Origin of the sequence: Enterobacter cloacae complex sp. 382A5, assembly GCF_050031095.1 — a bacterium.
Lineage (GTDB): Bacteria > Pseudomonadota > Gammaproteobacteria > Enterobacterales > Enterobacteriaceae > Enterobacter > Enterobacter cloacae.
This window is the reverse complement of record NZ_JBLGVK010000001.1, coordinates 1,273,087-1,295,264: the sequence shown is the minus strand read 5'-3', so window position 1 is coordinate 1,295,264 and position 22,178 is coordinate 1,273,087. Positions and strand designations below refer to the sequence as shown.

16 protein-coding genes and 7 tRNA genes are annotated in these 22,178 nt (G+C 52.4%); 21 read left to right on the top strand and 2 right to left on the bottom strand.

Annotation, left to right across the window (positions count from 1 at the left end):
• Positions 1-6 precede the first annotated feature (6 nt).
• Complete coding sequence (gene nagE / locus ACQG2G_RS06115) at positions 7-1,956, bottom strand: PTS N-acetyl glucosamine transporter subunit IIABC (RefSeq protein WP_020684946.1); 1,950 nt, start codon at positions 1,954-1,956, stop codon at positions 7-9.
• 329 nt (positions 1,957-2,285) lie between these two features.
• Here nagE and nagB point away from each other — a divergent pair, with 329 nt between their 5' ends.
• The 15 genes from nagB (at position 2,286) to ACQG2G_RS06040 (ending at position 13,747) form a co-directional block, all read left to right on the top strand.
• Positions 2,286-3,086 (top strand): glucosamine-6-phosphate deaminase, encoded by an 801-nt coding sequence (nagB, locus tag ACQG2G_RS06110; RefSeq protein ID WP_013097568.1) that lies wholly within the window; start codon positions 2,286-2,288, stop codon positions 3,084-3,086.
• A 55-nt stretch (positions 3,087-3,141) separates the two neighbouring features.
• Positions 3,142-4,290 (top strand): N-acetylglucosamine-6-phosphate deacetylase, encoded by a 1,149-nt coding sequence (nagA, locus tag ACQG2G_RS06105; protein ID WP_348595932.1) that lies wholly within the window; start codon positions 3,142-3,144, stop codon positions 4,288-4,290.
• Between the two features lie 8 nt (positions 4,291-4,298).
• A complete protein-coding gene (gene nagC, locus ACQG2G_RS06100; RefSeq protein WP_061771999.1) occupies positions 4,299-5,519 on the top strand; it encodes a DNA-binding transcriptional regulator NagC in 1,221 nt (406 codons plus the stop codon).
• A 45-nt stretch (positions 5,520-5,564) separates the two neighbouring features.
• Positions 5,565-6,317 (top strand): ribonucleotide monophosphatase NagD, encoded by a 753-nt coding sequence (gene nagD, locus ACQG2G_RS06095; RefSeq protein WP_013097571.1) that lies wholly within the window; start codon positions 5,565-5,567, stop codon positions 6,315-6,317.
• Positions 6,318-6,575: 258 nt separating this feature from the next.
• Positions 6,576-8,582 (top strand): alpha-glucuronidase, encoded by a 2,007-nt coding sequence (locus ACQG2G_RS06090; RefSeq protein WP_248078722.1) that lies wholly within the window; start codon positions 6,576-6,578, stop codon positions 8,580-8,582.
• 128 nt (positions 8,583-8,710) lie between these two features.
• Positions 8,711-10,126, top strand: a complete 1,416-nt coding sequence (locus ACQG2G_RS06085) for an MFS transporter (RefSeq protein ID WP_248078720.1) — start codon at positions 8,711-8,713, stop codon at positions 10,124-10,126.
• A gap of 72 nt (positions 10,127-10,198) precedes the next feature.
• Positions 10,199-10,903, top strand: a complete 705-nt coding sequence (locus tag ACQG2G_RS06080) for an oligogalacturonate-specific porin KdgM family protein (protein WP_071830033.1) — start codon at positions 10,199-10,201, stop codon at positions 10,901-10,903.
• Between the two features lie 260 nt (positions 10,904-11,163).
• Positions 11,164-12,828, top strand: coding sequence for an asparagine synthase B (asnB, locus tag ACQG2G_RS06075; protein ID WP_348595933.1), 1,665 nt, complete (start codon positions 11,164-11,166; stop codon positions 12,826-12,828).
• A 226-nt stretch (positions 12,829-13,054) separates the two neighbouring features.
• A tRNA-Met gene (locus tag ACQG2G_RS06070) sits at positions 13,055-13,131 on the top strand.
• Positions 13,132-13,139: 8 nt separating this feature from the next.
• Positions 13,140-13,224: transfer RNA gene (locus ACQG2G_RS06065), tRNA-Leu, on the top strand.
• A gap of 23 nt (positions 13,225-13,247) precedes the next feature.
• Positions 13,248-13,322: transfer RNA gene (locus tag ACQG2G_RS06060), tRNA-Gln, on the top strand.
• A 32-nt stretch (positions 13,323-13,354) separates the two neighbouring features.
• Positions 13,355-13,429: transfer RNA gene (locus ACQG2G_RS06055), tRNA-Gln, on the top strand.
• Between the two features lie 17 nt (positions 13,430-13,446).
• Positions 13,447-13,523, top strand: a tRNA-Met gene (locus ACQG2G_RS06050).
• A gap of 39 nt (positions 13,524-13,562) precedes the next feature.
• Positions 13,563-13,637, top strand: a tRNA-Gln gene (locus tag ACQG2G_RS06045).
• A 35-nt stretch (positions 13,638-13,672) separates the two neighbouring features.
• Positions 13,673-13,747, top strand: a tRNA-Gln gene (locus tag ACQG2G_RS06040).
• Between the two features lie 105 nt (positions 13,748-13,852).
• Here the strand turns inward: ACQG2G_RS06040 and ubiF are convergent.
• Positions 13,853-15,028 (bottom strand): 3-demethoxyubiquinol 3-hydroxylase, encoded by a 1,176-nt coding sequence (gene ubiF / locus ACQG2G_RS06035; protein WP_040020616.1) that lies wholly within the window; start codon positions 15,026-15,028, stop codon positions 13,853-13,855.
• A 135-nt stretch (positions 15,029-15,163) separates the two neighbouring features.
• Between ubiF and miaB the strand changes: the two genes are divergently transcribed.
• From miaB to ACQG2G_RS06005, 6 genes are all read left to right on the top strand, one after another.
• Positions 15,164-16,588, top strand: a complete 1,425-nt coding sequence (gene miaB, locus ACQG2G_RS06030; RefSeq protein WP_013097574.1) for a tRNA (N6-isopentenyl adenosine(37)-C2)-methylthiotransferase MiaB — start codon at positions 15,164-15,166, stop codon at positions 16,586-16,588.
• A gap of 163 nt (positions 16,589-16,751) precedes the next feature.
• On the top strand, positions 16,752-17,798 hold the full coding sequence (locus ACQG2G_RS06025) for a PhoH family protein (RefSeq protein WP_020684942.1): 1,047 nt from the start codon (positions 16,752-16,754) through the stop codon (positions 17,796-17,798).
• A complete protein-coding gene (gene ybeY, locus ACQG2G_RS06020; protein WP_003858677.1) occupies positions 17,795-18,262 on the top strand; it encodes an rRNA maturation RNase YbeY in 468 nt (155 codons plus the stop codon). The genes ACQG2G_RS06025 and ybeY overlap by 4 nt, the downstream gene beginning before the upstream one ends.
• 89 nt (positions 18,263-18,351) lie before the next feature.
• Positions 18,352-19,230 carry a CNNM family magnesium/cobalt transport protein CorC gene (gene corC / locus ACQG2G_RS06015; RefSeq protein WP_013097576.1) on the top strand — a complete coding sequence of 293 codons (879 nt, stop codon included), beginning with the start codon at positions 18,352-18,354 and terminating at the stop codon, positions 19,228-19,230.
• Positions 19,231-19,235: 5 nt separating this feature from the next.
• Positions 19,236-20,774, top strand: a complete 1,539-nt coding sequence (gene lnt, locus ACQG2G_RS06010; RefSeq protein ID WP_348595934.1) for an apolipoprotein N-acyltransferase — start codon at positions 19,236-19,238, stop codon at positions 20,772-20,774.
• 399 nt (positions 20,775-21,173) lie between these two features.
• Positions 21,174-22,079, top strand: a complete 906-nt coding sequence (locus ACQG2G_RS06005; protein WP_014883004.1) for an amino acid ABC transporter substrate-binding protein — start codon at positions 21,174-21,176, stop codon at positions 22,077-22,079.
• Positions 22,080-22,178 lie beyond the last annotated feature (99 nt).

The following is a 22,178-nucleotide window of genomic DNA, read 5'->3' as shown; positions in this document are numbered from 1 at the left end:
GAGCGATTACTTGCCTTTAATCTCATACAGTGGCGTTTGCCCCGCAACCACCTGACCTTTCGCCTGAAGCACCAGGCCGCTGAAGTCGTCGATGTTGCTGCATACCACCGGGCTTATCATCGAACGGGCATTGGCGTTCAGGAAGTCCAGATCCATTTCCAGAATCGGCTGGCCTGCAACCACTTCTGCGCCCTCTTCCACCAGGCGAGTAAAGCCCTGGCCGTTCAGCGCAACGGTATCAATACCCATATGAACCACGATCTCCGCGCCTTTTTCGGTTTCGAGGCAGAACGCGTGGTTGGTGTTAAAGATTTTCACGATGGTGCCCGCCGCAGGAGACACAACGGTTTTCTCCGTTGGTTTCACCGCAACACCGTCACCGACCGCTTTGCTGGCAAACGCTTCGTCAGGTACCTGCTCAAGCGCGACCACCTCACCCGTAACCGGTGAAACCAGCGCGGCGATAGTAGCGGCGTTTGGTACAGCCTGCGGTTTAGCAACCGGAGCATCAGCCACAGGCGCGCTATCCGTTGAGGCAGCAGCAACCGGTCCACGGGCAACCACTTTTTTCATTTCATCGCCGATAGATTCGGCTTTCGCACCCACAATAACCTGGATGGTTTGTTTGTTCAGTTTCACCACACCAGACGCGCCCAGGCGTTTGCACATGGCATCGCTTACGCGCGCAGAGTCGCCAACGGTCAGACGCAGACGGGTAATACAGGCATCAATGGCTTTCAGGTTGTCGGTACCGCCTACCGCGGCGATATAGCTGGTTGCCAGCTGGGTCAACCCTTCTTCGGTATTGCTGTTTGCTTCACTGGTTACGACGTCATCTTTTGTATCTTCGCGGCCCGGCGTTTTAAGGTTAAACATACGAATAACCGCGCTGAACAGGAGAAAGTAGACAACGAAGAACACCAGGCCCATCACAACCAGCATCCAGACGTTTTTGCTGGCTGCCGGCAGGTTGTACATCAACACGTAGTCGATCGCACCGGCAGAGAAGGAGAAGCCCGCGTGAATGCCCAGCAGAGTGGCCACAAACAGGCTGATACCGGTAAGCACCGCGTGCATGAGGTACAGCAGCGGGGCCAGGAACATGAACAGGAATTCCAGTGGCTCAGTAACACCGGTCAGGAACGCCGTTACCGCAACGGAGAGCAGCATGCCGCCAACCATTGGGCGACGCGCTTTTGGCGCGGCCAGATACATTGCCAGTGCAGCGCCCGGCAGACCAAACATCATGATTGGGAAGAAACCGGACATGAACATGCCCGCGGTGCCGTCACCCGCGTAGAAGCGGTTGATATCACCGTGGAATACGGTACCTGCCGCGTTGGTGAACTCACCAATCTGGAACCATGCGATGGTGTTCAGAACCTGATGCAGGCCGGTTGGGATCAGCAGACGGTTGATGAAACCGAAGATACCTGCACCCATTGCGCCCGCAGACACGATCCACTCACCGCCTGCATGAATGGCATGCTGTACCGGCGGCCAGACATAACCAAAGATAGCGGCCAGAATCAGACAGAAAAAGCCTGTCGCAATCGGGACAAAGCGTTTTCCGCCAAAGAAGCTCAGGAAATCTGGCAGTTTGATACCCGCCCAACGGTTGTACACTGCACCGCCGACCAGACCGGTAATAATACCCGCCAGAACACCCATGTTGATTTCAGGGTTGATGGTTACCATCGCTTTGGTCAGGATGAAATAACCGACTGCCCCTGCCAGCGCCGCGGCACCCGCGCTGTCTTTAGACCAGCTGGACGCCACGCCGATGGCGAAAATCAGCGCCAGGTTGTCAAATATCGCACCACCCGCTTGCGCGATAAACGGCACGTTAAGAAGATCGGGTTGCCCGAATCGCAACAGCAGTGCTGCAACCGGTAGCACGGCGATAGGGAGCTGCAAAGCCCTACCGAGGCGCTGGAAAAAACCTAAAATATTCATCCTATTCCCCCTACGAGACCCTTGTTAAGGCTCGTGCATTAACTATGTTTTTTATTGTGTCACGAACTAGAAATACAGTTGATGATTCACTGGCATTGTGAGTGTGTGAAAAATTAATTCGTATCGCAAATTAAAAGCGTACTTTTTGTGATTTTTGTCACCAAATATCGTTTATCACCCTCCCTTTCACTGGCTAACATCGAAAACTTATTTTATCATTCGAAAAATCAAGACGGATTGATCCGGCCTGAAAGGTTCCAGGTTACGCTTAAGTATCAGGTCCCGATACCCATCCGCCCACTCTTCTACTTAAACTCTTGAGGTGAACAATGAGACTGATTCCCCTGGCAACTGCTGAACAAGTCGGTAAATGGGCCGCTCGCCATATCGTTAACCGTATCAACGCCTTCAAACCAACCGCCGATCGTCCTTTCGTACTTGGCCTCCCTACCGGCGGCACACCGCTGACCGCATATAAAGCACTGGTAGAGATGCACAAAGCAGGCCAGGTTAGCTTCAAACACGTTGTCACCTTCAACATGGATGAATATGTCGGCTTACCGAAGGATCACCCGGAAAGCTACCATAGCTTCATGCACCGTAATTTCTTTGATCACGTTGATATTCCAGCTGAAAACATTAACCTGCTGAATGGAAACGCGCCTGATATTGACGCAGAATGCCGTCAGTATGAAGAAAAAATCCGTTCTTACGGTAAAATCCACCTGTTTATGGGCGGTGTGGGTAACGATGGTCATATCGCGTTTAACGAACCCGCGTCGTCACTGGCGTCCCGTACCCGTATTAAAACGCTGACCCATGACACGCGCGTGGCAAACTCCCGCTTCTTTGATGGCGATGTGAACCAGGTTCCTAAATATGCCCTGACCGTCGGTGTCGGCACGCTGCTGGATGCCGAAGAAGTGATGATTCTGGTCCTGGGCAGCGTGAAAGCGCAGGCGCTCCAGGCTGCCGTTGAAGGCAACGTAAACCACATGTGGACCATCAGCTGCCTGCAGCTGCATCCAAAATCCGTCATCGTCTGTGACGAACCGTCCACGATGGAACTGAAGGTGAAGACGCTGAAATACTTCAACGAGTTAGAAGCTGAGAACATCAAAGGTCTGTAATTGAATAACCGCCTCTTCATGAAGAGGCGGCCGCTTTTTTTAACCGGGGGTCGTTATGTACGCTTTAACCCACGGTCGGATTTATACCGGCCATGAAATTCTGGATGACCATGCGATTGTTATCGCCAATGGCCTGATTGAACGTGTTTGTCCGCTGGCAGAGCTGCCGCCGGAGATTGAACAGCGCTCACTCAATGGAGCAGTAATCTCCCCCGGTTTTATCGACGTACAGCTGAACGGCTGCGGCGGTGTGCAGTTTAACGACACCGCAGACGCCGTCACCGTCGAAACGCTGGAAATCATGCAGAAAACGAACGAGAAATCGGGCTGCACCAGCTATCTGCCAACCCTCATCACCAGCAGCGATGAGCTGATGAAACAGGGTATCCGCGTTATGCGTGAATACCTGGCGAAACACCCAAATCAGGCTCTGGGTCTGCACCTTGAAGGGCCATGGCTGAATATAGTCAAGAAAGGCACGCATAATCCGGATTATGTGCGTAAGCCTGATGCCGAACTGGTTGACTATATGTGTGCCAATGCGGATGTGATCACCAAAGTGACGCTGGCACCTGAAATGACCGGTACTGACGTGATCAGCAAACTGGCCGCCGCCGGGATTGTCGTGTCAGCGGGCCATTCAAACGCCACGCTGAAAGAGGCAAAAGCCGGTTTCCGTGCGGGTATTACCTTTGCGACACACCTGTATAACGCCATGCCGTATATCACGGGTCGTGAACCGGGGCTGGTCGGGGCGATTCTGGATGAGCCAGACGTTTACTGCGGCATCATCGCGGACGGTTTACACGTCGATTACACCAACATTCGCAACGCCAAGCGGCTGAAAGGTGACAAGCTTTGCCTGGTGACGGATGCCACCGCACCGGCAGGTGCAAATATTGAGCAGTTCATTTTTGCCGGTAAAACAATATACTACCGCAACGGACTGTGTGTGGATGAAAACGGTACGTTGAGCGGCTCCTCCCTGACCATGATTGAAGGCGTGCGTAACCTGGTCGAGCATTGCGGCATTGCGCTTGAAGAAGTGCTGCGCATGGCAACCCTTTATCCTGCGCGTGCCATCGGCGTGGATAAACAGCTCGGCAGAATTGCACCAGGCATGGTTGCAAACCTGACGGCATTCACACACGATTATAAAATTATTAAGACCATCGTTAATGGTAACGAGGTCGTCACTGAGTAAGTAAAAGTATGACACCAGGCGGACAAGCTCAAATCGGTAATGTCGATCTCGTTAAACAGCTTAACAGCGCGGCGGTATATCGCCTGATTGACCAACACGGGCCAATCTCACGTATTCAGATAGCCGAACAAAGCCAGCTTGCTCCCGCCAGCGTGACAAAAATTACACGTCAGCTTATTGAGCGCGGCCTGATCAAAGAAGTCGATCAGCAGGCCTCCACCGGAGGCCGCCGCGCAATTTCCATCATCACCGAAACCCGCAATTTTCAGGCCATTGGCGTTCGTCTTGGTCGCCATGACACCACCCTGACGCTTTACGATCTGAGCAGTAAAGCCATTGCCGAAGAGCACTACCCTCTTCCGGAGCGCACCCAGGAGACACTGGAGCACGCGCTGCTCAATACCATCGCGCACTTTATCGAAAGCTGTCAGCGCAAGATCCGCGAGCTCATCGCCATTTCGGTGATCCTGCCCGGGCTGGTTGATCCGGAAAGCGGTGTCATTCGTTATATGCCACATATCCCGGTCGAGAACTGGGCGCTGGTGGAGGCGCTGGAAAAGCGTTTTAAGGTGACCTGCTTTGTGGGTCACGACATCCGCTCGCTGGCGCTGGCCGAGCACTACTTTGGTGCGAGTCAGGACTGTGAAGACTCTATTCTGGTGCGTGTGCACCGCGGTACCGGGGCGGGCATTATCTCCAACGGACGTATCTTTATTGGCCGTAACGGCAACGTGGGCGAGATTGGTCATATCCAGGTGGAACCGCTTGGCGAGCGCTGCCACTGCGGTAATTTTGGCTGTCTTGAAACGGTTGCCGCCAACGCGGCCATTGAGCATCGCGTCCGTCATCTGCTGGAACAAGGCTACCAGAGCCGCGTGACGCTGGATGATTGTAAAATCGGTACCATCTGCAAAGCCGCCAATAAAGGCGATGCGCTGGCCTGCGAAGTGATCGAACAGGTCGGGCGCCACCTCGGCAAAACCATTGCCATTGCCATCAACCTTTTTAATCCGCAAAAAGTGGTGATTGCAGGTGAAATCGTCGAGGCGGAAAAAGTGTTACTGCCCGCGATTGAAGGCTGCATTAACACCCAGGCGTTGAAAGCGTTTCGTCAGAATTTACCGGTCGTGCGTTCGACGCTGGATCACCGCTCTGCGATTGGCGCGTTTGCGCTGGTCAAACGCGCCATGCTCAACGGGATCCTGTTGCAGCATTTGCTGGAAAGCTAATCGGGACTTATAGTAACGCCTTCTTTTTTTGATGTCGGATTGTTCATGACCATTAAGAATGTAATTTGTGATATTGACGGCGTGCTGATGCACGACAACGTCGCCGTGCCAGGTGCTGCGGAGTTTCTACACCGCATCATCGACAAAGGAATGCCGCTGGTTCTTCTCACGAACTACCCTTCCCAAACCGGTCAGGATCTGGCGAACCGTTTTGCCACTGCGGGCATCAACGTACCGGACAGCGTGTTTTATACCTCCGCAATGGCGACGGCAGATTTTTTGAAGCGTCAGGAAGGGAAAAAAGCCTACGTGGTCGGTGAAGGTGCGCTGATCCACGAGCTGTATAAAGCAGGCTTTACCATTACCGATGTGAACCCGGACTTTGTGATCGTCGGCGAAACGCGCTCGTTTAACTGGGAGATGATGCATAAGGCCGCCTACTTTGTCGCCAGCGGCGCGCGCTTTATCGCCACCAACCCGGATACGCACGGCCGCGGTTTCTATCCGGCCTGCGGCGCACTGTGCGCCGGTATCGAAAAAATCTCCGGTCGTAAACCGTTTGTGGTCGGTAAACCGAGCCCGTGGATCATTCGTGCCGCGCTGAACACGATGCAGGCCCACTCTGAAGAGACGGTGATTGTCGGTGATAACCTGCGCACCGATATTCTGGCCGGTTTCCAGGCGGGTCTGGAGACCATTCTGGTGCTCTCCGGTGTCTCTCAACTTGATGACATTGATTCGATGCCGTTCCGGCCGAGCTGGATCTACCCCTCCGTCGACGAAATTGACATCATCTGATTGAAGTCATCACTCTGTGGATGCTCTTTACCGGGGCATCCATTTTCTTTCTCAGCTAACCAAGGTAATTGATCATTTATTAATTGCCTCCTCTCTGAGCCATAACATTATTCTCATCGAATTTTCTGTCTATTCTGTAAAAATGTGATCGGTTATGAGAAAAGGAATTCTCGTAATTCGAATGGCATTTTTTATAATAGATTTATTTTTCATCGACCCTACCCTAGAGATACTTGTATGGTAGATGGAAATAATCTTATGACAACGCAACCCTGTAATAAGAAAACGACACCTTACAGCCCATGCTGGCTTCCCTCCCCCTCAGGCGACATCTGGCTTATTCGCTATCTTCAGTCCGTTCATCTGGCAGAGCAGATGAATCCAGTAAAGGCTACCCTTTGTGCAGAAATTCAGGCTTTGAATGCTAATGTAATATTCGTTGACGAAGCCGAAAGCGCCACAATTATCTTCAGGCTCTCAACAACGCCATCGCAGAATAGCGAGCAATTTTCTATTGTTGTGGCTGAAAATACAATATCAATTACCGCAAATGACTGGTCGGGGTTATTGTACGCCTGGTTTCATCTACTCAGACATAATGAATCCCCCGCCGGATTACCTCTTATTATTAATGAGCAGCCCGCATTCACCATTCGAATGATTAATCACTGGGACAATATGGACGGTACCATTGAACGTGGGTATGCCGGGAACTCATTATTTTTCTGCAACAATCAGATCAGCTACGACGCCGAACGTCTGTACCAGTACGCGCGACTGTTAGCCAGCGTCGGCATTAATGCCATCGCAATAAATAATGTCAACGTCCATCACCATGAAACCGCCTTGATCGAGGAGTCACACCTTCCTGCAGTTTCACAGATTGCCACCATTTTCCGTCAATACGCCATCCGGCTCTTTTTGAGCATTAACTTTGCGGCTCCCGTCGAATCGGGGGCACTCGACACTGCCGACCCGCTTGATAATACCGTTATCGACTGGTGGCAAGCCGCGGCCAGACGCATTTATAGCCATATTCCCGATTTCGGGGGTTACATCGTCAAGGCCGATTCTGAACACCGACCAGGCCCTTTTACCTATCAACGCACCCACGCCGACGGTGCAAACATGCTGGCCAGAACCCTGGCTCCGGTAGGGGGCGTCGTTTACTGGCGGTGCTTTGTGTATAACTGCCAGCAAAAATGGTACGACCGCACCACAGATCGAGCAAAAGCGGCCTGGGAACACTTCTCACCGCTGGATGGTCACTTTGATGATAACGTCATTTTGCAGATCAAAAGCGGACCGATGGATTTTCAGGTTCGCGAGCCCGTCTCCCCGCTTCTTGGGGGAATGGTCAACACCAATAAAGTCATGGAATTGCAGATCACTCAGGAATATACGGGGCAGCAGATCGACTTATGCTGGCTGGTACCACAGTGGAAAACCATTCTTAACTTCGACACCCGACCAGGCGAACATCACGCGCTGATTAGCGACATTCTCGCTGGAAAATCACACCATAACATGCGGCACACAGGCGTCACCGCCGTTGTGAATACTGGGGACAGCCCCTGCTGGACCGGGCATCCACTTGCTCAGGCCAATCTGTATGGCTATGGCCGGCTGCTGTGGGATCCGCAGACAGACGAACGCACCCTTGCGGAGGAGTGGTGCCAGTTGACCCTCTCTTCCGACCCTCTGGTGGTGAAAACAGTCAGTCAGATGCTCCTGAGCAGCTGGCAAACGTACGAAAATTATACCGCGCCACTGGGGATCGGCTGGATGGTGCAGCCCCATCATCACTACGGTCCTGCCATTGATGGATACGAGTACAGCTGTTGGGGCACCTACCATTATGCCGATCGTTATCGCCTTGGCGTCGACAGAACCCATGGCAGGGGTACCGGTTTCGTTAAGCAGTATCATCCGTTGAATTGTCAAATGTATAACAACCCGCATCGCTGCCCGCAGGAGCTCCTGCTTTTTTTCCACTCTCTACAGTATCGCCATGTTCTCCCCTCCGGGAAAACGCTTATTCAGCATATATATGACAGCCATTTTAACGGTGCCAGCCAGGTCGAAGAGTACCTGCAGCAATGGCAAACACTGAAACAAAGAATTGATGACGATATTTTCGAGGAAGTGCTTCTGCGTTTACAAAAACAGTTGGTGAATGCCCGGGACTGGCGAGACCAGATCAACACCTATTTTTATCGTAAATCCAGAATCAAGGATTGCCGCAACCGCACGATTTACCCGTAGAAGGGCCGCTATTTTCTGTTCAGCGCAGATTAGCAGAAAAGTGTACTGAGGATTAACACCGTACTTTCTGGAGAAAGTTTATGGACACCCCTGTTGCAATAAAATTGAGAACGTATATCGGTTATGGAATGACAGATCTCTTTTCCAGCGGAGCATTTGCCATTATAGCCGCATGGATGATGTATTTTTTTACTAACTTTGCCGGTTTAACCCCGATTGAAGGGGGATCCATTCTCTTTATCGCCAAAATTATCGACACGTTTATTAGCCCTTGCGTGGGCTATATCACCGATAACATTGGCAATACCCGATTAGGGAAACGCTTTGGCCGTCGACGCCTGTTTTTGCTGGCTGGCGCTGCGCTGGTGTATGTCTTTTCTCTACTCTGGATACCGGGTATGCCCTGGATCTATTATCTGTTCGTTTATATTGCCGTCGAGATTATCGCCGCGCTGGTGATTATCCCCTGGGAAACGCTGGCTTCTGAAATGACCGACGACTATAAGCAGCGCAGTATCCTCTCCGCAATCCGACTGTTTTATGGTGGTTTCAGTACCTGGCTGGCAACCTTTTTACCCGGACGGTTATTCGCCCATTTCGGTACATCTGACAGTAAAGTCTTTTTTATTAATGGGGTGATATTTTCTATTATCTTTATGTTTGCACTCCTTATCACCTGGTCGACAACCTGGGAGCGTAAACAGGGCCCCTCCGAATCGGTAGCGTCTGCCAGTCGTTTTAACCTGAAGTCTATTTTCTTAGATATGGCATCAACGCTGCGGATCCGTTGTTTCCGTCAGCACCTGACCATGTATATCTTCTCGTTTACTTCCTTAGATCTGTTCTATACGGTTTTTATCTATTTTGTTATTTACTCTCTCAACGGTGATGCCATCCTTGCTTCAAACCTGCTGGCCATCGGGATCTTTTTGACAGGGTGGAGCAATGCGCTGATGGCCTGGGCGGTCATCCGTTACGGGCAAACGCTGTGCCTGAAAGTCTGCCTTATTGTCAGCCTGGTGTCGTTTTTTATCTTTGGCGGCCTCTCTCTCTGGCGACCGGTATCCATTATCCCCATTATGTATGCCACCTCACTGCTCTATCAGTTTTTCAAAGGGGGGTACGTCTACATTATCTGGAATATTTATCCGTTTATCCCTGATGTCGACGAACTGGTGACTCGCCAACGTCGGGAAGGTCTTTTTGCCGGTGTCATGACACTTGCCAGAAAAAGTACATCAGCGCTTGCAGGAATGTTTATTGGCGCGGTATTGCAGTTTGTTCATTTTGATCCGGCCAGCAGCACCCAGTCACTCACCACCATTCATGGTATTACCGGTCTGTTCTTTTTTGGCAATATTCTGTTATTGCTGGTCAGTACGATAATTGCTTTTCGCTTTAAGCTTTCTAAAGAGAACCATCAACGTGTTAAAGAGGAGATTACCCGTCTTAAAAATGGAGGTCACTTAGACAATACCGATCCGCAGATCAAAAAAGCACTTTATTCCCTTACTGGGATCGAACACGAAAAATTATGGCCTTAAAAAAACCGTCACAAATATCCGAATAGGGTTGTATCGGAGATAAACATTCTAATCAATAATGGATGAACCCTAATGAATAAAAAATATTATTATCATGCAGCGCTAAGCCTGTCTTTATTTAGCGCTTATGCGCCCGCAATGGAAATCACTGACTCGTGGGTAAATTTCCGTGAAGCCTATATGACAGGAAGTCAACAATTCCAGACTAAAATAGAATATGGCATGAAGGTAGATGACCTACTCTATTTCAGTATTCAAAATACTTCTGGTCAGGGAGAGGAATTGGATGAATTTAACAACCGGTATAATGAAACCGAGATGAACTACAAAATTCAGCTCGCTCCACGTCTGTTCTTTTGGCCGGGTTTCGTCTTCAACTGGGGATCCAACGGCAGCGCTTTTGACCCCTACATAAAACTGGGTGTGCAGGTCACGGATAACTTCATGCTTATTGGCGGTTATCGCTATAACCAGAACAACTACGAAAGCTACAACTATTATGGTGGCTATACTGAAGATTCCAACCAGGAGGTCAATCTGTGGGCGGATATCAACGTTACCGACAAAATCTGGATGGAGTACAACTTCACTTATCATAAGCGTGATGACAACTTCCGCTACGGGAATGGCAGCACAGAAAACTACGAGCATACCCTGTCGGTGAGTTACAAAATCGACGACCACTTTACGCCTTACATCGATCTCTCGCAGCTTGATAAGGCCAGCGAAAACAGAGATGAAAACCGTATTCGTCTCGGTCTCTACTACCACTTCTGATCATTCTCGCACGCTGACCCGGTGGCAACAGCGCACCGGGTCGACACGAATCATATAAAATTAGATATCCAACAAAAAAATCCGTCATAGAATGACAATTCATCAATAATAAGGTGATTGGGCTGTTCAATAATTGTCATTCCGCAATCAATTTTGATTATTTTCTTTTTCCTCTCTATCACCCCTTGCGCACCCTGCCCCTTTGCGGCATTTTCATAAGCAAGCAACATTACAAAGCAACAGGGTTAACGGAGAAGGTTATGTGTTCAATTTTTGGCGTACTGGATATTAAAACTGACGCGGGCGAACTGCGTAAAAAAGCACTCGAACTGTCCCGCCTGATGCGCCATCGCGGCCCGGACTGGTCTGGCGTCTACGCCAGCGACAAAGCAATTCTGGCGCACGAACGCCTGTCGATTGTTGACGTCAACGCCGGTGCACAGCCGCTGTATAACGAGAAAAAAACACACGCGCTGGCTGTCAACGGTGAAATCTATAACCATCAGGCGCTGCGTGCCGAGTATGGCGATCGCTACGCCTTCCAGACCGGCTCTGATTGTGAAGTTATTCTGGCGCTGTATCAGGAGAAAGGCCCTGAGTTCCTGGACGACCTGCAGGGTATGTTTGCATTCGCCCTGTACGACAGCGAAAAAGACGCTTATCTGATCGGCCGCGACCACATTGGTATCATTCCGCTGTATATGGGCCATGATGAACACGGCAACTTCTATGTTGCGTCTGAAATGAAAGCGCTGGTGCCGGTATGCCGCACCATTAAAGAGTTCCCGGCAGGTAGTTACCTGTGGAGCAAAGATGGTGAAATCCGTCAGTACTACCAGCGCGACTGGTTTGACTATGATGCGGTAAAAGACAACGTGACTGACAAAGCCGAGCTGCGTCAGGCGCTGGAAGATTCCGTTAAAAGCCACCTGATGTCAGACGTGCCTTACGGTGTGCTGCTCTCCGGCGGGCTGGACTCCTCCGTTATTTCAGCCATCACCAAGAAATTTGCGGCGCGTCGTGTTGAAGATCAGGAGCGTTCAGAAGCCTGGTGGCCGCAGCTGCACTCCTTTGCCGTAGGGCTGGAAGGTGCACCGGATCTGAAAGCCGCGCAGGACGTGGCGAACCACCTCGGCACCGTGCACCATGAAATTCATTTCACCGTGCAGGAAGGACTGGATGCGATCCGCGATGTGATCTATCACATTGAAACCTATGATGTGACGACCATTCGTGCATCCACCCCTATGTACCTGATGTCCCGTAAGATTAAAGCAATGGGCATCAAGATGGTGTTGTCAGGTGAAGGTTCTGATGAAGTGTTTGGCGGTTACCTGTACTTCCATAAAGCGCCGAACGCGAAAGAGCTGCATGAAGAGACCGTACGTAAACTGCAGGCGCTGCACATGTTTGACTGCGCACGTGCTAACAAAGCGATGTCCGCATGGGGTGTTGAAGCGCGCGTTCCGTTCCTGGATAAAAAATTCCTCGACGTGGCCATGCGCATTAACCCGCAGGACAAAATGTGCGGCAACGGTAAAATGGAAAAACATATCCTGCGTGAATGTTTTGAATCCTACCTGCCGGCGAGCGTGGCATGGCGTCAGAAAGAGCAGTTCTCGGATGGCGTTGGCTACAGCTGGATCGACACCCTGAAAGAGGTGGCGGCGAAACAGGTTTCAGACCAACAACTGGAAACAGCAAGCTTCCGCTTCCCGTACAACACGCCAGGCTCTAAAGAAGCGTATCTGTACCGTGAGATCTTCGAAGAGCTGTTCCCGGTACCGAGTGCTGCTGAGTGTGTGCCAGGCGGTCCATCAGTGGCCTGCTCTTCAGCGAAAGCCATTGAATGGGATGAATCTTTCAAAGCGATGAACGATCCATCAGGACGTGCAGTAGGCGTTCACCAGTCTGCCTATAAATAAACACGTATTTGAACATCAGGCCCTGCGGGGCCTGTTTTTATTTGCCTTACATTTCACCGTCTAAAATCGATTAATAACCAATAATTGCCGAATATTCGGTCACGCTGTTCGCAACCTAACCAAACAGTCACATTCCGGCCATTTTCGTTGAAAAAGGTGTTGACGCTGCAAGGGTCTATACGCATAATGCGCCCCGCAACGCCGATAAGGTAACGCGAAAAAAGATGGCTACGTAGCTCAGTTGGTTAGAGCACATCACTCATAATGATGGGGTCACAGGTTCGAATCCCGTCGTAGCCACCATCTTTTTTGCGGGAGTGGCGAAATTGGTAGACGCACCAGATTTAGGTTCTGGCGCCGCAAGGTGTGCGAGTTCAAGTCTCGCCTCCCGCACCATTCCCAGGTAAGCGTTGCACGGATGGGGTATCGCCAAGCGGTAAGGCACCGGTTTTTGATACCGGCATTCCCTGGTTCGAATCCAGGTACCCCAGCCATATTTCTTCGATCATGCGGTTCTCCGCGGTATTGGGGTATCGCCAAGCGGTAAGGCACCGGTTTTTGATACCGGCATTCCCTGGTTCGAATCCAGGTACCCCAGCCATCGAAGAACGCAGTACTGGCTACGTAGCTCAGTTGGTTAGAGCACATCACTCATAATGATGGGGTCACAGGTTCGAATCCCGTCGTAGCCACCATATTAAGATTATCGATCTGTTTCGGTAATAAAAAATTGTTGGGGTATCGCCAAGCGGTAAGGCACCGGATTCTGATTCCGGCATTCCGAGGTTCGAATCCTCGTACCCCAGCCAATTTAAAAGTCGTTAAGCAGTACGTTTAACGCAATTGGGGTGTCGCCAAGCGGTAAGGCTCTGGTTTCTGATACCAGCATTCCGGGGTTCGAATCCCTGCACCCCAGCCACTTAAAACAAACAAGCCCGCTCTGCGGGCTTTTTTGTTTTTGTACAGAATTGTGCGGCCTGATGCCCTCACCCTGGCCCTCTCCCACGGGGAGAGGGTAAAAGGATTAGAGTCCCAGAGCGTATTTAAGCGCCTGACGCTTCAAGCCGCCAGCGCGTTCCGCCGCCATCAATCCAATGTTTCGCAGAATACGCACCGGGGCCAGATCATTGCTGAAACCGGCATAGAACAGATCCATCCCAGACTGCATGATGAAGTTATCCGCCATACGTCGCGTCTGGTAGCGCTTGAGTACGTGATGGCTTGACCAGGCTTCCGCATGCGCGCGTGCATTGCCCAGCACATCCAGTAAAGCGTCAACGTCACGATACCCGAGGTTCACGCCCTGCCCCGCCAGAGGATGAATGGTGTGCGCCGCATCGCCCACCAGCGCCAGCCCTTCACGGGCATACTGCAGCGCATGGCGACGTGTAAGAGGAAACGCCCCTGCGGCAACCGGCGTGATATGTCCCAGACGGGCCGGGAAGTGTTGCAGAATTTCACGCTGCAACTGCTCCATTGAAAGTCCCTGTAGCTGGCGAATGCGCGCCGGTTTGTCGTACCACACCAGCGATGCCCAGTTATCGAACAGCGGTAAAAAGGCATGCGGACCATTCGGGGTAAAGTGCTGCCAGGTACTCTCTCCCGGCGCATTTTCACACTGAACGGTGATCAGCATACAGGACTGCTCATACTGCCAGGCATGAACACCGATGCCCGCCATCTGTCTGACCTGCGAGTGAGCACCGTCAGCCCCAATGACCAGCTTCACGGCCAGTTCATCGCCGCTGTCGAGAGTCAGCGTGTAGCCGCTATTGTGAAAATGCAGCGCCTTCAGCGACGCAGGAACACGCAGCGTCACCTTCGGATGCGCCTCCAGCGCCTGCCAGAGCGCCCGCTGGAGGACGTTGTTTTCCACCATATAGCCCAGATGCGGCAGCTTCAGCTCGGCGGCATCAAACGCGACGTGGGCATTTTCCCATTCCCAGGTTTCAAGGCGACTGTAAGGGTGAGCCCGCATATCAAGCACCGCCTCCCAGACGCCCAGCCCGCGAAGCAGATCGACAGAGGCCGCGCTGATGGCGGAAATGCGGACATCCGGCTTTGCCGTCGGGTCAAACTCAGCAGGAGCCGCCTGCTCAATAACCGTTACCTCAAATCCCTGCTGCGCCAGCCCCAGCGCCAGCGCGCCGCCGACCATACCGCCGCCGACAACGGCAATTTCGGTGTGTTGGAGTGTCATGGTCACTTTTCCTTATTGGAGAATCCCTTAAGTTTACCGGATTTTTGCGGTCCTGAGACGCATAACCTTCACACTGGTCACAACCCCACCAAAGCATTACAATACACGGCTTGCAATCCTGAGCTGAGCAAGTCGATGACTAAAAAACTCCATATAAAAACCTGGGGCTGTCAGATGAACGAATACGATTCATCCAAGATGGCCGATCTGCTGGATACCACCCACGGATACCAGCTGACTGAAAATGCGAAAGAAGCCGATGTGCTGCTGCTGAATACCTGCTCAATTCGTGAAAAAGCGCAGGAAAAAGTCTTTCACGTTTTAGGTCGCTGGAAACTTCTCAAACGAAAAAATCCGGACCTGATCATCGGTGTGGGTGGATGCGTCGCGTCGCAGGAAGGTAAGCTGATTCGTCAGAGAGCCCCCTATGTGGATATTGTCTTTGGCCCCCAGACCCTGCACCGCCTGCCGGAAATGATCAACAAGGTGCGCGGCGATCGTAGTCCGGTCGTTGATGTCAGCTTCCCGGAGATCGAAAAATTTGACCGTCTGCCCGAGCCGCGTGCGGATGGCCCGACCGCGTTCGTCTCAATCATGGAAGGCTGCAACAAATACTGCACTTATTGCGTGGTGCCTTATACCCGTGGTGAGGAAGTGAGCCGCCCGGCAGACGATATTCTGTTTGAAATCGCGCAGCTTGCCGCACAGGGCGTACGCGAGGTGAACCTGCTGGGGCAGAACGTTAACGCCTGGCGTGGTGAGAACTACGACGGCACCACCGGCAGCTTTGCTGAACTGCTGCGCCTGGTGGCCGCGATTGACGGTATCGACCGTATTCGCTTTACCACCAGCCATCCAATGGAATTCACCGACGATATTATCGACGTTTACCGCGATACGCCGGAGCTGGTGAGCTTCCTGCATTTGCCGATTCAGTGCGGCTCTGACCGCGTGCTGAACCTGATGGGGCGTCCGCATACGGTGCTGGAGTACAAATCCACCATTCGTAAGCTGCGTGAAGCGCGTCCGGATATCCAGATAAGTTCCGACTTTATCGTTGGCTTCCCTGGTGAAACCGCTGACGACTTCGAGCGCACCATGAAGCTCATCGGCGAAGTGAATTTTGACGTCAGCTACAGCTTCATCTTCTCTGCGCGCCCTGGCACACCGGCGGCCGATATGGTTGACGATGTCCCGGAAGAAGAGAAAAAACAGCGTCTGTACATTCTGCAGGAGCGTATCAACCAGCAGGCCAACGCCTGGAGCCGCCGCATGCTCGGCACCGTCCAGCGTATTCTGGTGGAAGGCACCTCCCGTAAGAGCATCATGGAACTCTCAGGCCGTACCGAAAACAACCGCGTGGTGAATTTCGAAGGCACCCCGGACATGATCGGTAAATTTGTGGACGTCGAGATTGTGGAAGTATTGACCAACTCGCTGCGCGGAAAACTGGTGCGCACCGAAGATGAGATGGGGCTGCGCATTGCGCAATCTCCTGAATCCGTCATTTCCCGCACGCGTAAAGAAAACGATTCTGGCGTTCGGGTTTACCAGCCATAATCCTTCAGGCCTGCCCTCCCGGCAGGCCTTGTATTTCCTCTCAACGTCCCCAATATCTTCCGCAACGCTTGCGCCTTTTTTCCATGGCGTGAATAATTTCGGTAATGACCGTTTTATTACGCCTGAGGGCGCCGGGCCAGTTAACCAATCAAAGAGGAACAGTTTGAACATAGACACGCTTGAAATTAGCCTAACGCCAGCAGACAACGCTCGCCTGCTGAGCCTGTGCGGGCCGTTTGATGACAACATCAAACAACTGGAGCGACGTCTGGGTATCGAAATCAATCGTCGCGATAATCATTTCAAACTCACCGGACGCCCTATCTGCGTCAATGCGGCTGCGGACATCCTGCGTAACCTGTATGTTGATACCGCCCCGATGCGTGGCGAAATTCAGGATATCGAACCGGAACAAATTCACCTCGCCATTAAAGAGGCGCGCGTGCTTGAGCAGAGCGCAGAAAGCGTGCCGGACTATGGCAAAGCCATCAATATCAAGACCAAACGTGGCGTCATTAAGCCGCGTACACCGAACCAGGCGCAGTACATTGCCAACATTCTCGACCATGACATCACCTTCGGCGTAGGTCCGGCGGGTACAGGTAAAACCTATCTGGCCGTCGCCGCTGCGGTTGATGCGCTGGAGCGCCAGGAGATCCGCCGTATTCTGCTGACCCGCCCGGCGGTTGAAGCAGGTGAAAAACTCGGCTTCCTGCCGGGGGACCTGAGTCAGAAGGTGGATCCTTATCTGCGCCCACTGTACGACGCGCTGTTCGAAATGTTGGGCTTTGAGAAAGTTGAGAAGCTTATTGAGCGTAACGTGATTGAAGTCGCCCCGCTGGCCTACATGCGTGGCCGTACCCTTAACGATGCGTTCATTATTCTGGATGAGAGCCAGAACACCACCATCGAACAGATGAAGATGTTCCTGACGCGTATCGGCTTCAATTCGAAAGCGGTTATCACCGGTGACGTCACCCAGATTGACCTGCCGCGCAGCACCAAATCGGGCCTGCGCCACGCCATCGAAGTGCTGGCTGAGGTGGACGAAATCAGCTTTAACTTCTTCCACAGTGAAGACGTGGTACGCCACCCGGTGGTCGCGCGTATCGTTAACGCCTATGAAGCCTGGGAAGAGGCCGATCAGAAGCGTAAGGCCGAACTGGCCGCAGAACGTAAGCGCGAAGCGCAGGAGCAAGAACAGAAATGAGTCAGGTGATCCTCGATTTACAGCTGGCCTGTGAAGATAATTCCGGCATGCCAGAAGAGGCGCAGTTTCAGAAATGGCTGGATGCTGTTATCCCCCAGTTTCAGGAAGAGTCAGAAGTCACGATTCGCCTGGTGGATGAAGCAGAAAGCCATGAGCTTAACCTGACCTACCGCGGGAAAGATAAGCCAACCAACGTGCTCTCTTTCCCGTTCGAAGCCCCACCGGGTATTGAAATGCCGCTGCTCGGCGATCTGATCATCTGCCGTCAGGTGGTGGAACAGGAAGCCAAAGAGCAGCAAAAGCCGCTCGAGGCCCACTGGGCGCACATGGTCGTCCATGGAAGCCTGCACCTGCTGGGCTACGATCATATTGAAGATGACGAAGCGGAAGAGATGGAGTCCCTTGAGACAGAGATAATGCTTGCTCTGGGCTATGAGGATCCGTACATTGCCGAGAAAGAATAGTCAGACAACCGACTGACTAACATGCCGCCGCGTAAGGAAATAGCGCGGCGGTAAACATTGAACTGACGAGAGAACCCTTAACAAACGCCATGAGCGACGACAATTCACACAGTAGCGACACGACAAACAGTAAAAAGGGATTTTTCTCCCTCATTCTGAGCCAGCTTTTCCATGGTGAGCCCAAAAACCGTGATGAACTGCTGGAGCTGATTCGTGATTCCGGGCAAAACGATCTTATCGACGAAGATACGCGCGAAATGCTCGAAGGGGTAATGGACATCGCCGACCAGCGCGTTCGCGATATCATGATCCCCCGCTCGCAAATGATTACCCTGAAACGTAACCAGAGCCTCGATGAATGCCTCGATGTGATTATCGAATCCGCTCACTCCCGTTTCCCGGTCATCAGCGAAGACAAAGATCACATCGAAGGGATTTTGATGGCCAAAGATCTGCTGCCGTTTATGCGCAGCGATGCCGAAGCCTTCAGCATGGAAAAAGTGTTACGCCAGGCCGTGGTTGTGCCGGAAAGTAAACGTGTGGATCGGATGCTGAAAGAGTTTCGCTCCCAGCGTTACCACATGGCGATTGTGATTGATGAATTTGGCGGCGTGTCAGGCCTTGTCACGATCGAGGATATTCTTGAGCTGATCGTGGGCGAGATCGAAGACGAGTATGACGAAGAAGAAGATATCGACTTCCGTCAGCTTAGCCGCCACACGTGGACCGTCCGCGCGCTGGCCTCCATTGAGGATTTCAACGACGCCTTCGGCACCCACTTCAGCGATGAAGAGGTGGATACCATTGGCGGGCTGGTGATGCAGGCCTTTGGTCATCTTCCTGCCCGCGGCGAAACCGTTGACATCGATGGTTACCAGTTCAAAGTGGCGATGGCCGACAGCCGACGTATTATACAGGTTCATGTCAGAACGCCGGACGACTCACCGGTGCCAAAACTGGAAGATTAATGTAAATGGCATTTGCCCCACTGCTTGAACGCCAGCGCGTCCGTTTGCTGCTGGCGCTGTTACTCGGAGCCAGCGGTACGCTGGCTTTTTCTCCTTACGATATCTGGCCTGCAGCCATTCTCTCCCTGATGGGGTTACAGGGGTTAACCCTGAATCGTCGTCCCGTTCAGGCTGCAGCCATTGGCTACTTCTGGGGGCTGGGGCTGTTTGGTTCCGGCATCAACTGGGTCTACGTCAGCATCGCCCAGTTTGGGGGGATGCCGGGGCCGGTTAACGTCTTCCTTGTGGTTCTGCTGGCCGCCTATCTCTCGCTCTACACCGGTCTGTTTGCGGGCATTCTTTCCCGCCTGTGGCCTAAAACCAGTTGGCTGCGCGTTGCCATTGCGGCTCCCGTGGTCTGGCAGATTACCGAGTTTCTGCGCGGCTGGGTGCTGACCGGCTTCCCGTGGCTGCAGTTTGGCTACAGCCAGATTGACGGCCCGCTGAAAGGTCTGGCGCCGGTAATGGGTGTTGAAGCCATTAACTTCCTGCTGATGGTGGTGAGCGGCCTGCTGATGCTGGCGCTGGTCACGCGTAACTGGAAACCGCTGGTGGTGGCGCTGGTTCTTTTCGCTCTGCCCTTCCCGCTGCGTTATATCCAGTGGTATACCTTGATGCCAGAGCGCGCCACACAGGTATCGATGGTGCAGGGAAATATTCCGCAGGCGATGAAGTGGGATGAAAAAGAGCTGCTGAACACGCTGAAAATTTACGCCAACGCCACTGAAGAGGTGATGGGTAAATCACAGCTGATCATCTGGCCTGAATCTGCCATTCCGGATCTGGAAATTAACCAGCAGCCGTTTCTCAACATGATGAACGATCTGCTGCGCGCGCGCGGCAGTACGCTGATCACCGGGATTGTGGATGCGCGTCTGAATCAGCAGAACCGCTACGATACCTACAACACCATCATTACGCTCGGCAAAGACAGCGAGTACAGCTACACCTCGACTGACCGGTATAACAAGAATCACCTTGTTCCGTTTGGCGAGTTTGTTCCGCTGGAATCGATACTGCGTCCGCTGGCACCGTTCTTTGACCTGCCAATGTCCTCCTTCAGTCGGGGTCCGTATGTGCAGCCGCAGCTGCATGCACACGGCTTTGCCCTGACGGCGGCCATTTGCTACGAGATCATCCTCGGTGAACAGGTGCGCGATAACTTCCGTCCGGATACGGACTTCCTGCTGACTATCTCTAATGATGCCTGGTTCGGTAAGTCGATTGGTCCGTGGCAGCACTTCCAGATGGCGCGGATGCGTTCACTGGAGCTGGCGCGTCCGCTGTTGCGCAGCACCAACAATGGCATCACCGCCGTGATTGGACCGCGAGGAGAAATTCAGGCCATGATCCCGCAGTTTACGCGCGACGTGTTGACGGCTAAAGTCACGCCGACAAGCGGCCTGACGCCATATGCCCGCACCGGCAACTGGCCGCTGTGGATCCTGACCGCCCTGTTTGGCTTTGGGGCTGTGCTGATGAGCCTTCGTCAGCGTCGTCGCTAATCTTACCTTCTGTTGCCGGGTGGCGCTGACGCTTACCCGGCCTACATTTGCTTCGTCGGTCGGGTAAGGCGTAGCCGCCACCCGACAGTTCCCTCCCAAATTTCAATTCTGGCACGCCTATTGCTTTGTTTATTCAGGTAAACGCAGTTTGGCTTCGTGTGCAACCTTGTCGCACCAGCATAGATCGCCGGCAGCACCGAAACGGTGCAACGAGAAATTTCTGCCTCGGAATGGTGCGGCGCGCTTCGCAAAAATAAACAATAACGCAGCAAAATCTTTACATTAAGCCAGACTAAATGTTAACAAGCTTGCATAACACTGCACTCGCATAGCGCGAAATATAACAACATCACAATGGGTATCAATGCGTCGCTGACGCTGATAAGAAAGGAGTTGGGTATGCAATTACGTAAACTGGCCACAGCAATGCTGGTAATGGGGATGTCCGCAGGCGTCGTACACGCTGAAGACGCGCCGGCAGCCGGCAGCACTCTCGACAAGATTGCCAAAAACGGCGTGATCGTGGTCGGCCACCGTGAATCTTCTGTCCCGTTCTCTTACTACGACAACACGCAAAAAGTCGTGGGCTATTCACAGGACTACTCTAACGCCATCGTTGAGGCCGTGAAGAAAAAGCTGAACAAACCCGACCTGCAGGTAAAACTGATTCCAATCACCTCGCAGAACCGTATCCCACTGCTGCAAAACGGCACCTTCGATTTTGAGTGTGGCTCAACCACCAACAACCTGGAGCGTCAGAAACAGGCCGCCTTCTCCGACACCATCTTTGTGGTGGGGACCCGTCTACTGACCAAAAAAGGCGGTGACATCAAAGATTTTGCTGACCTTAAAGGCAAAGCCGTTGTTGTGACCTCCGGGACAACCTCAGAAGTGCTGCTGCACAAGCTGAACGACGAGAAGAAAATGGATATGCGCATCATCAGCGCGAAAGACCATGGTGACTCCTTCCGTACGCTGGAAAGTGGCCGTGCCGTCGCGTTTATGATGGATGATGCTCTGCTGGCTGGCGAACGTGCAAAAGCGAAGAAACCGGACAACTGGGATATCGTTGGTACCGCCCAGTCGAAAGAAGCCTACGGCTGTATGCTGCGTAAAGACGATCCGCAATTCAAGAAGCTGATCGATGACACCATCGCCCAGGTGCAAACCTCCGGCGAAGCGGAAAAATGGTTCGACAAATGGTTCAAGAACCCAATTCCACCCAAAAATCTCAACATGAACTTTGAACTGTCTGACGACATGAAAGCACTGTTCAAATCACCAAATGACAAGGCTCTTAACTAATTAGAACTACAGGGGCGGGATCTCCTGCCCTCTCGATTGTCGGGAAGCATGGACAGACTATACGTTGAGTGGTCGTTCCCCACTCAGCGCGAAAAATGA

Bases quoted from the DNA above. Each gene is read 5' to 3' on its own strand.
- nagE (WP_020684946.1), bottom strand. From the start codon at position 1,956: ATGAATATTTTAGGTTTTTTCCAGCGCCTCGGTAGGGCTTTGCAGCTC.
- nagB (WP_013097568.1), top strand. From the start codon at position 2,286: ATGAGACTGATTCCCCTGGCAACTGCTGAACAAGTCGGTAAATGGGCC.
- nagA (WP_348595932.1), top strand. From the start codon at position 3,142: ATGTACGCTTTAACCCACGGTCGGATTTATACCGGCCATGAAATTCTG.
- nagC (WP_061771999.1), top strand. From the start codon at position 4,299: ATGACACCAGGCGGACAAGCTCAAATCGGTAATGTCGATCTCGTTAAA.
- nagD (WP_013097571.1), top strand. From the start codon at position 5,565: ATGACCATTAAGAATGTAATTTGTGATATTGACGGCGTGCTGATGCAC.
- ACQG2G_RS06090 (WP_248078722.1), top strand. From the start codon at position 6,576: ATGACAACGCAACCCTGTAATAAGAAAACGACACCTTACAGCCCATGC.
- ACQG2G_RS06085 (WP_248078720.1), top strand. From the start codon at position 8,711: ATGACAGATCTCTTTTCCAGCGGAGCATTTGCCATTATAGCCGCATGG.
- ACQG2G_RS06080 (WP_071830033.1), top strand. From the start codon at position 10,199: ATGAATAAAAAATATTATTATCATGCAGCGCTAAGCCTGTCTTTATTT.
- asnB (WP_348595933.1), top strand. From the start codon at position 11,164: ATGTGTTCAATTTTTGGCGTACTGGATATTAAAACTGACGCGGGCGAA.
- ubiF (WP_040020616.1), bottom strand. From the start codon at position 15,028: ATGACACTCCAACACACCGAAATTGCCGTTGTCGGCGGCGGTATGGTC.
- miaB (WP_013097574.1), top strand. From the start codon at position 15,164: ATGACTAAAAAACTCCATATAAAAACCTGGGGCTGTCAGATGAACGAA.
- ybeY (WP_003858677.1), top strand. From the start codon at position 17,795: ATGAGTCAGGTGATCCTCGATTTACAGCTGGCCTGTGAAGATAATTCC.
- corC (WP_013097576.1), top strand. From the start codon at position 18,352: ATGAGCGACGACAATTCACACAGTAGCGACACGACAAACAGTAAAAAG.
- lnt (WP_348595934.1), top strand. From the start codon at position 19,236: ATGGCATTTGCCCCACTGCTTGAACGCCAGCGCGTCCGTTTGCTGCTG.
- ACQG2G_RS06005 (WP_014883004.1), top strand. From the start codon at position 21,174: ATGCAATTACGTAAACTGGCCACAGCAATGCTGGTAATGGGGATGTCC.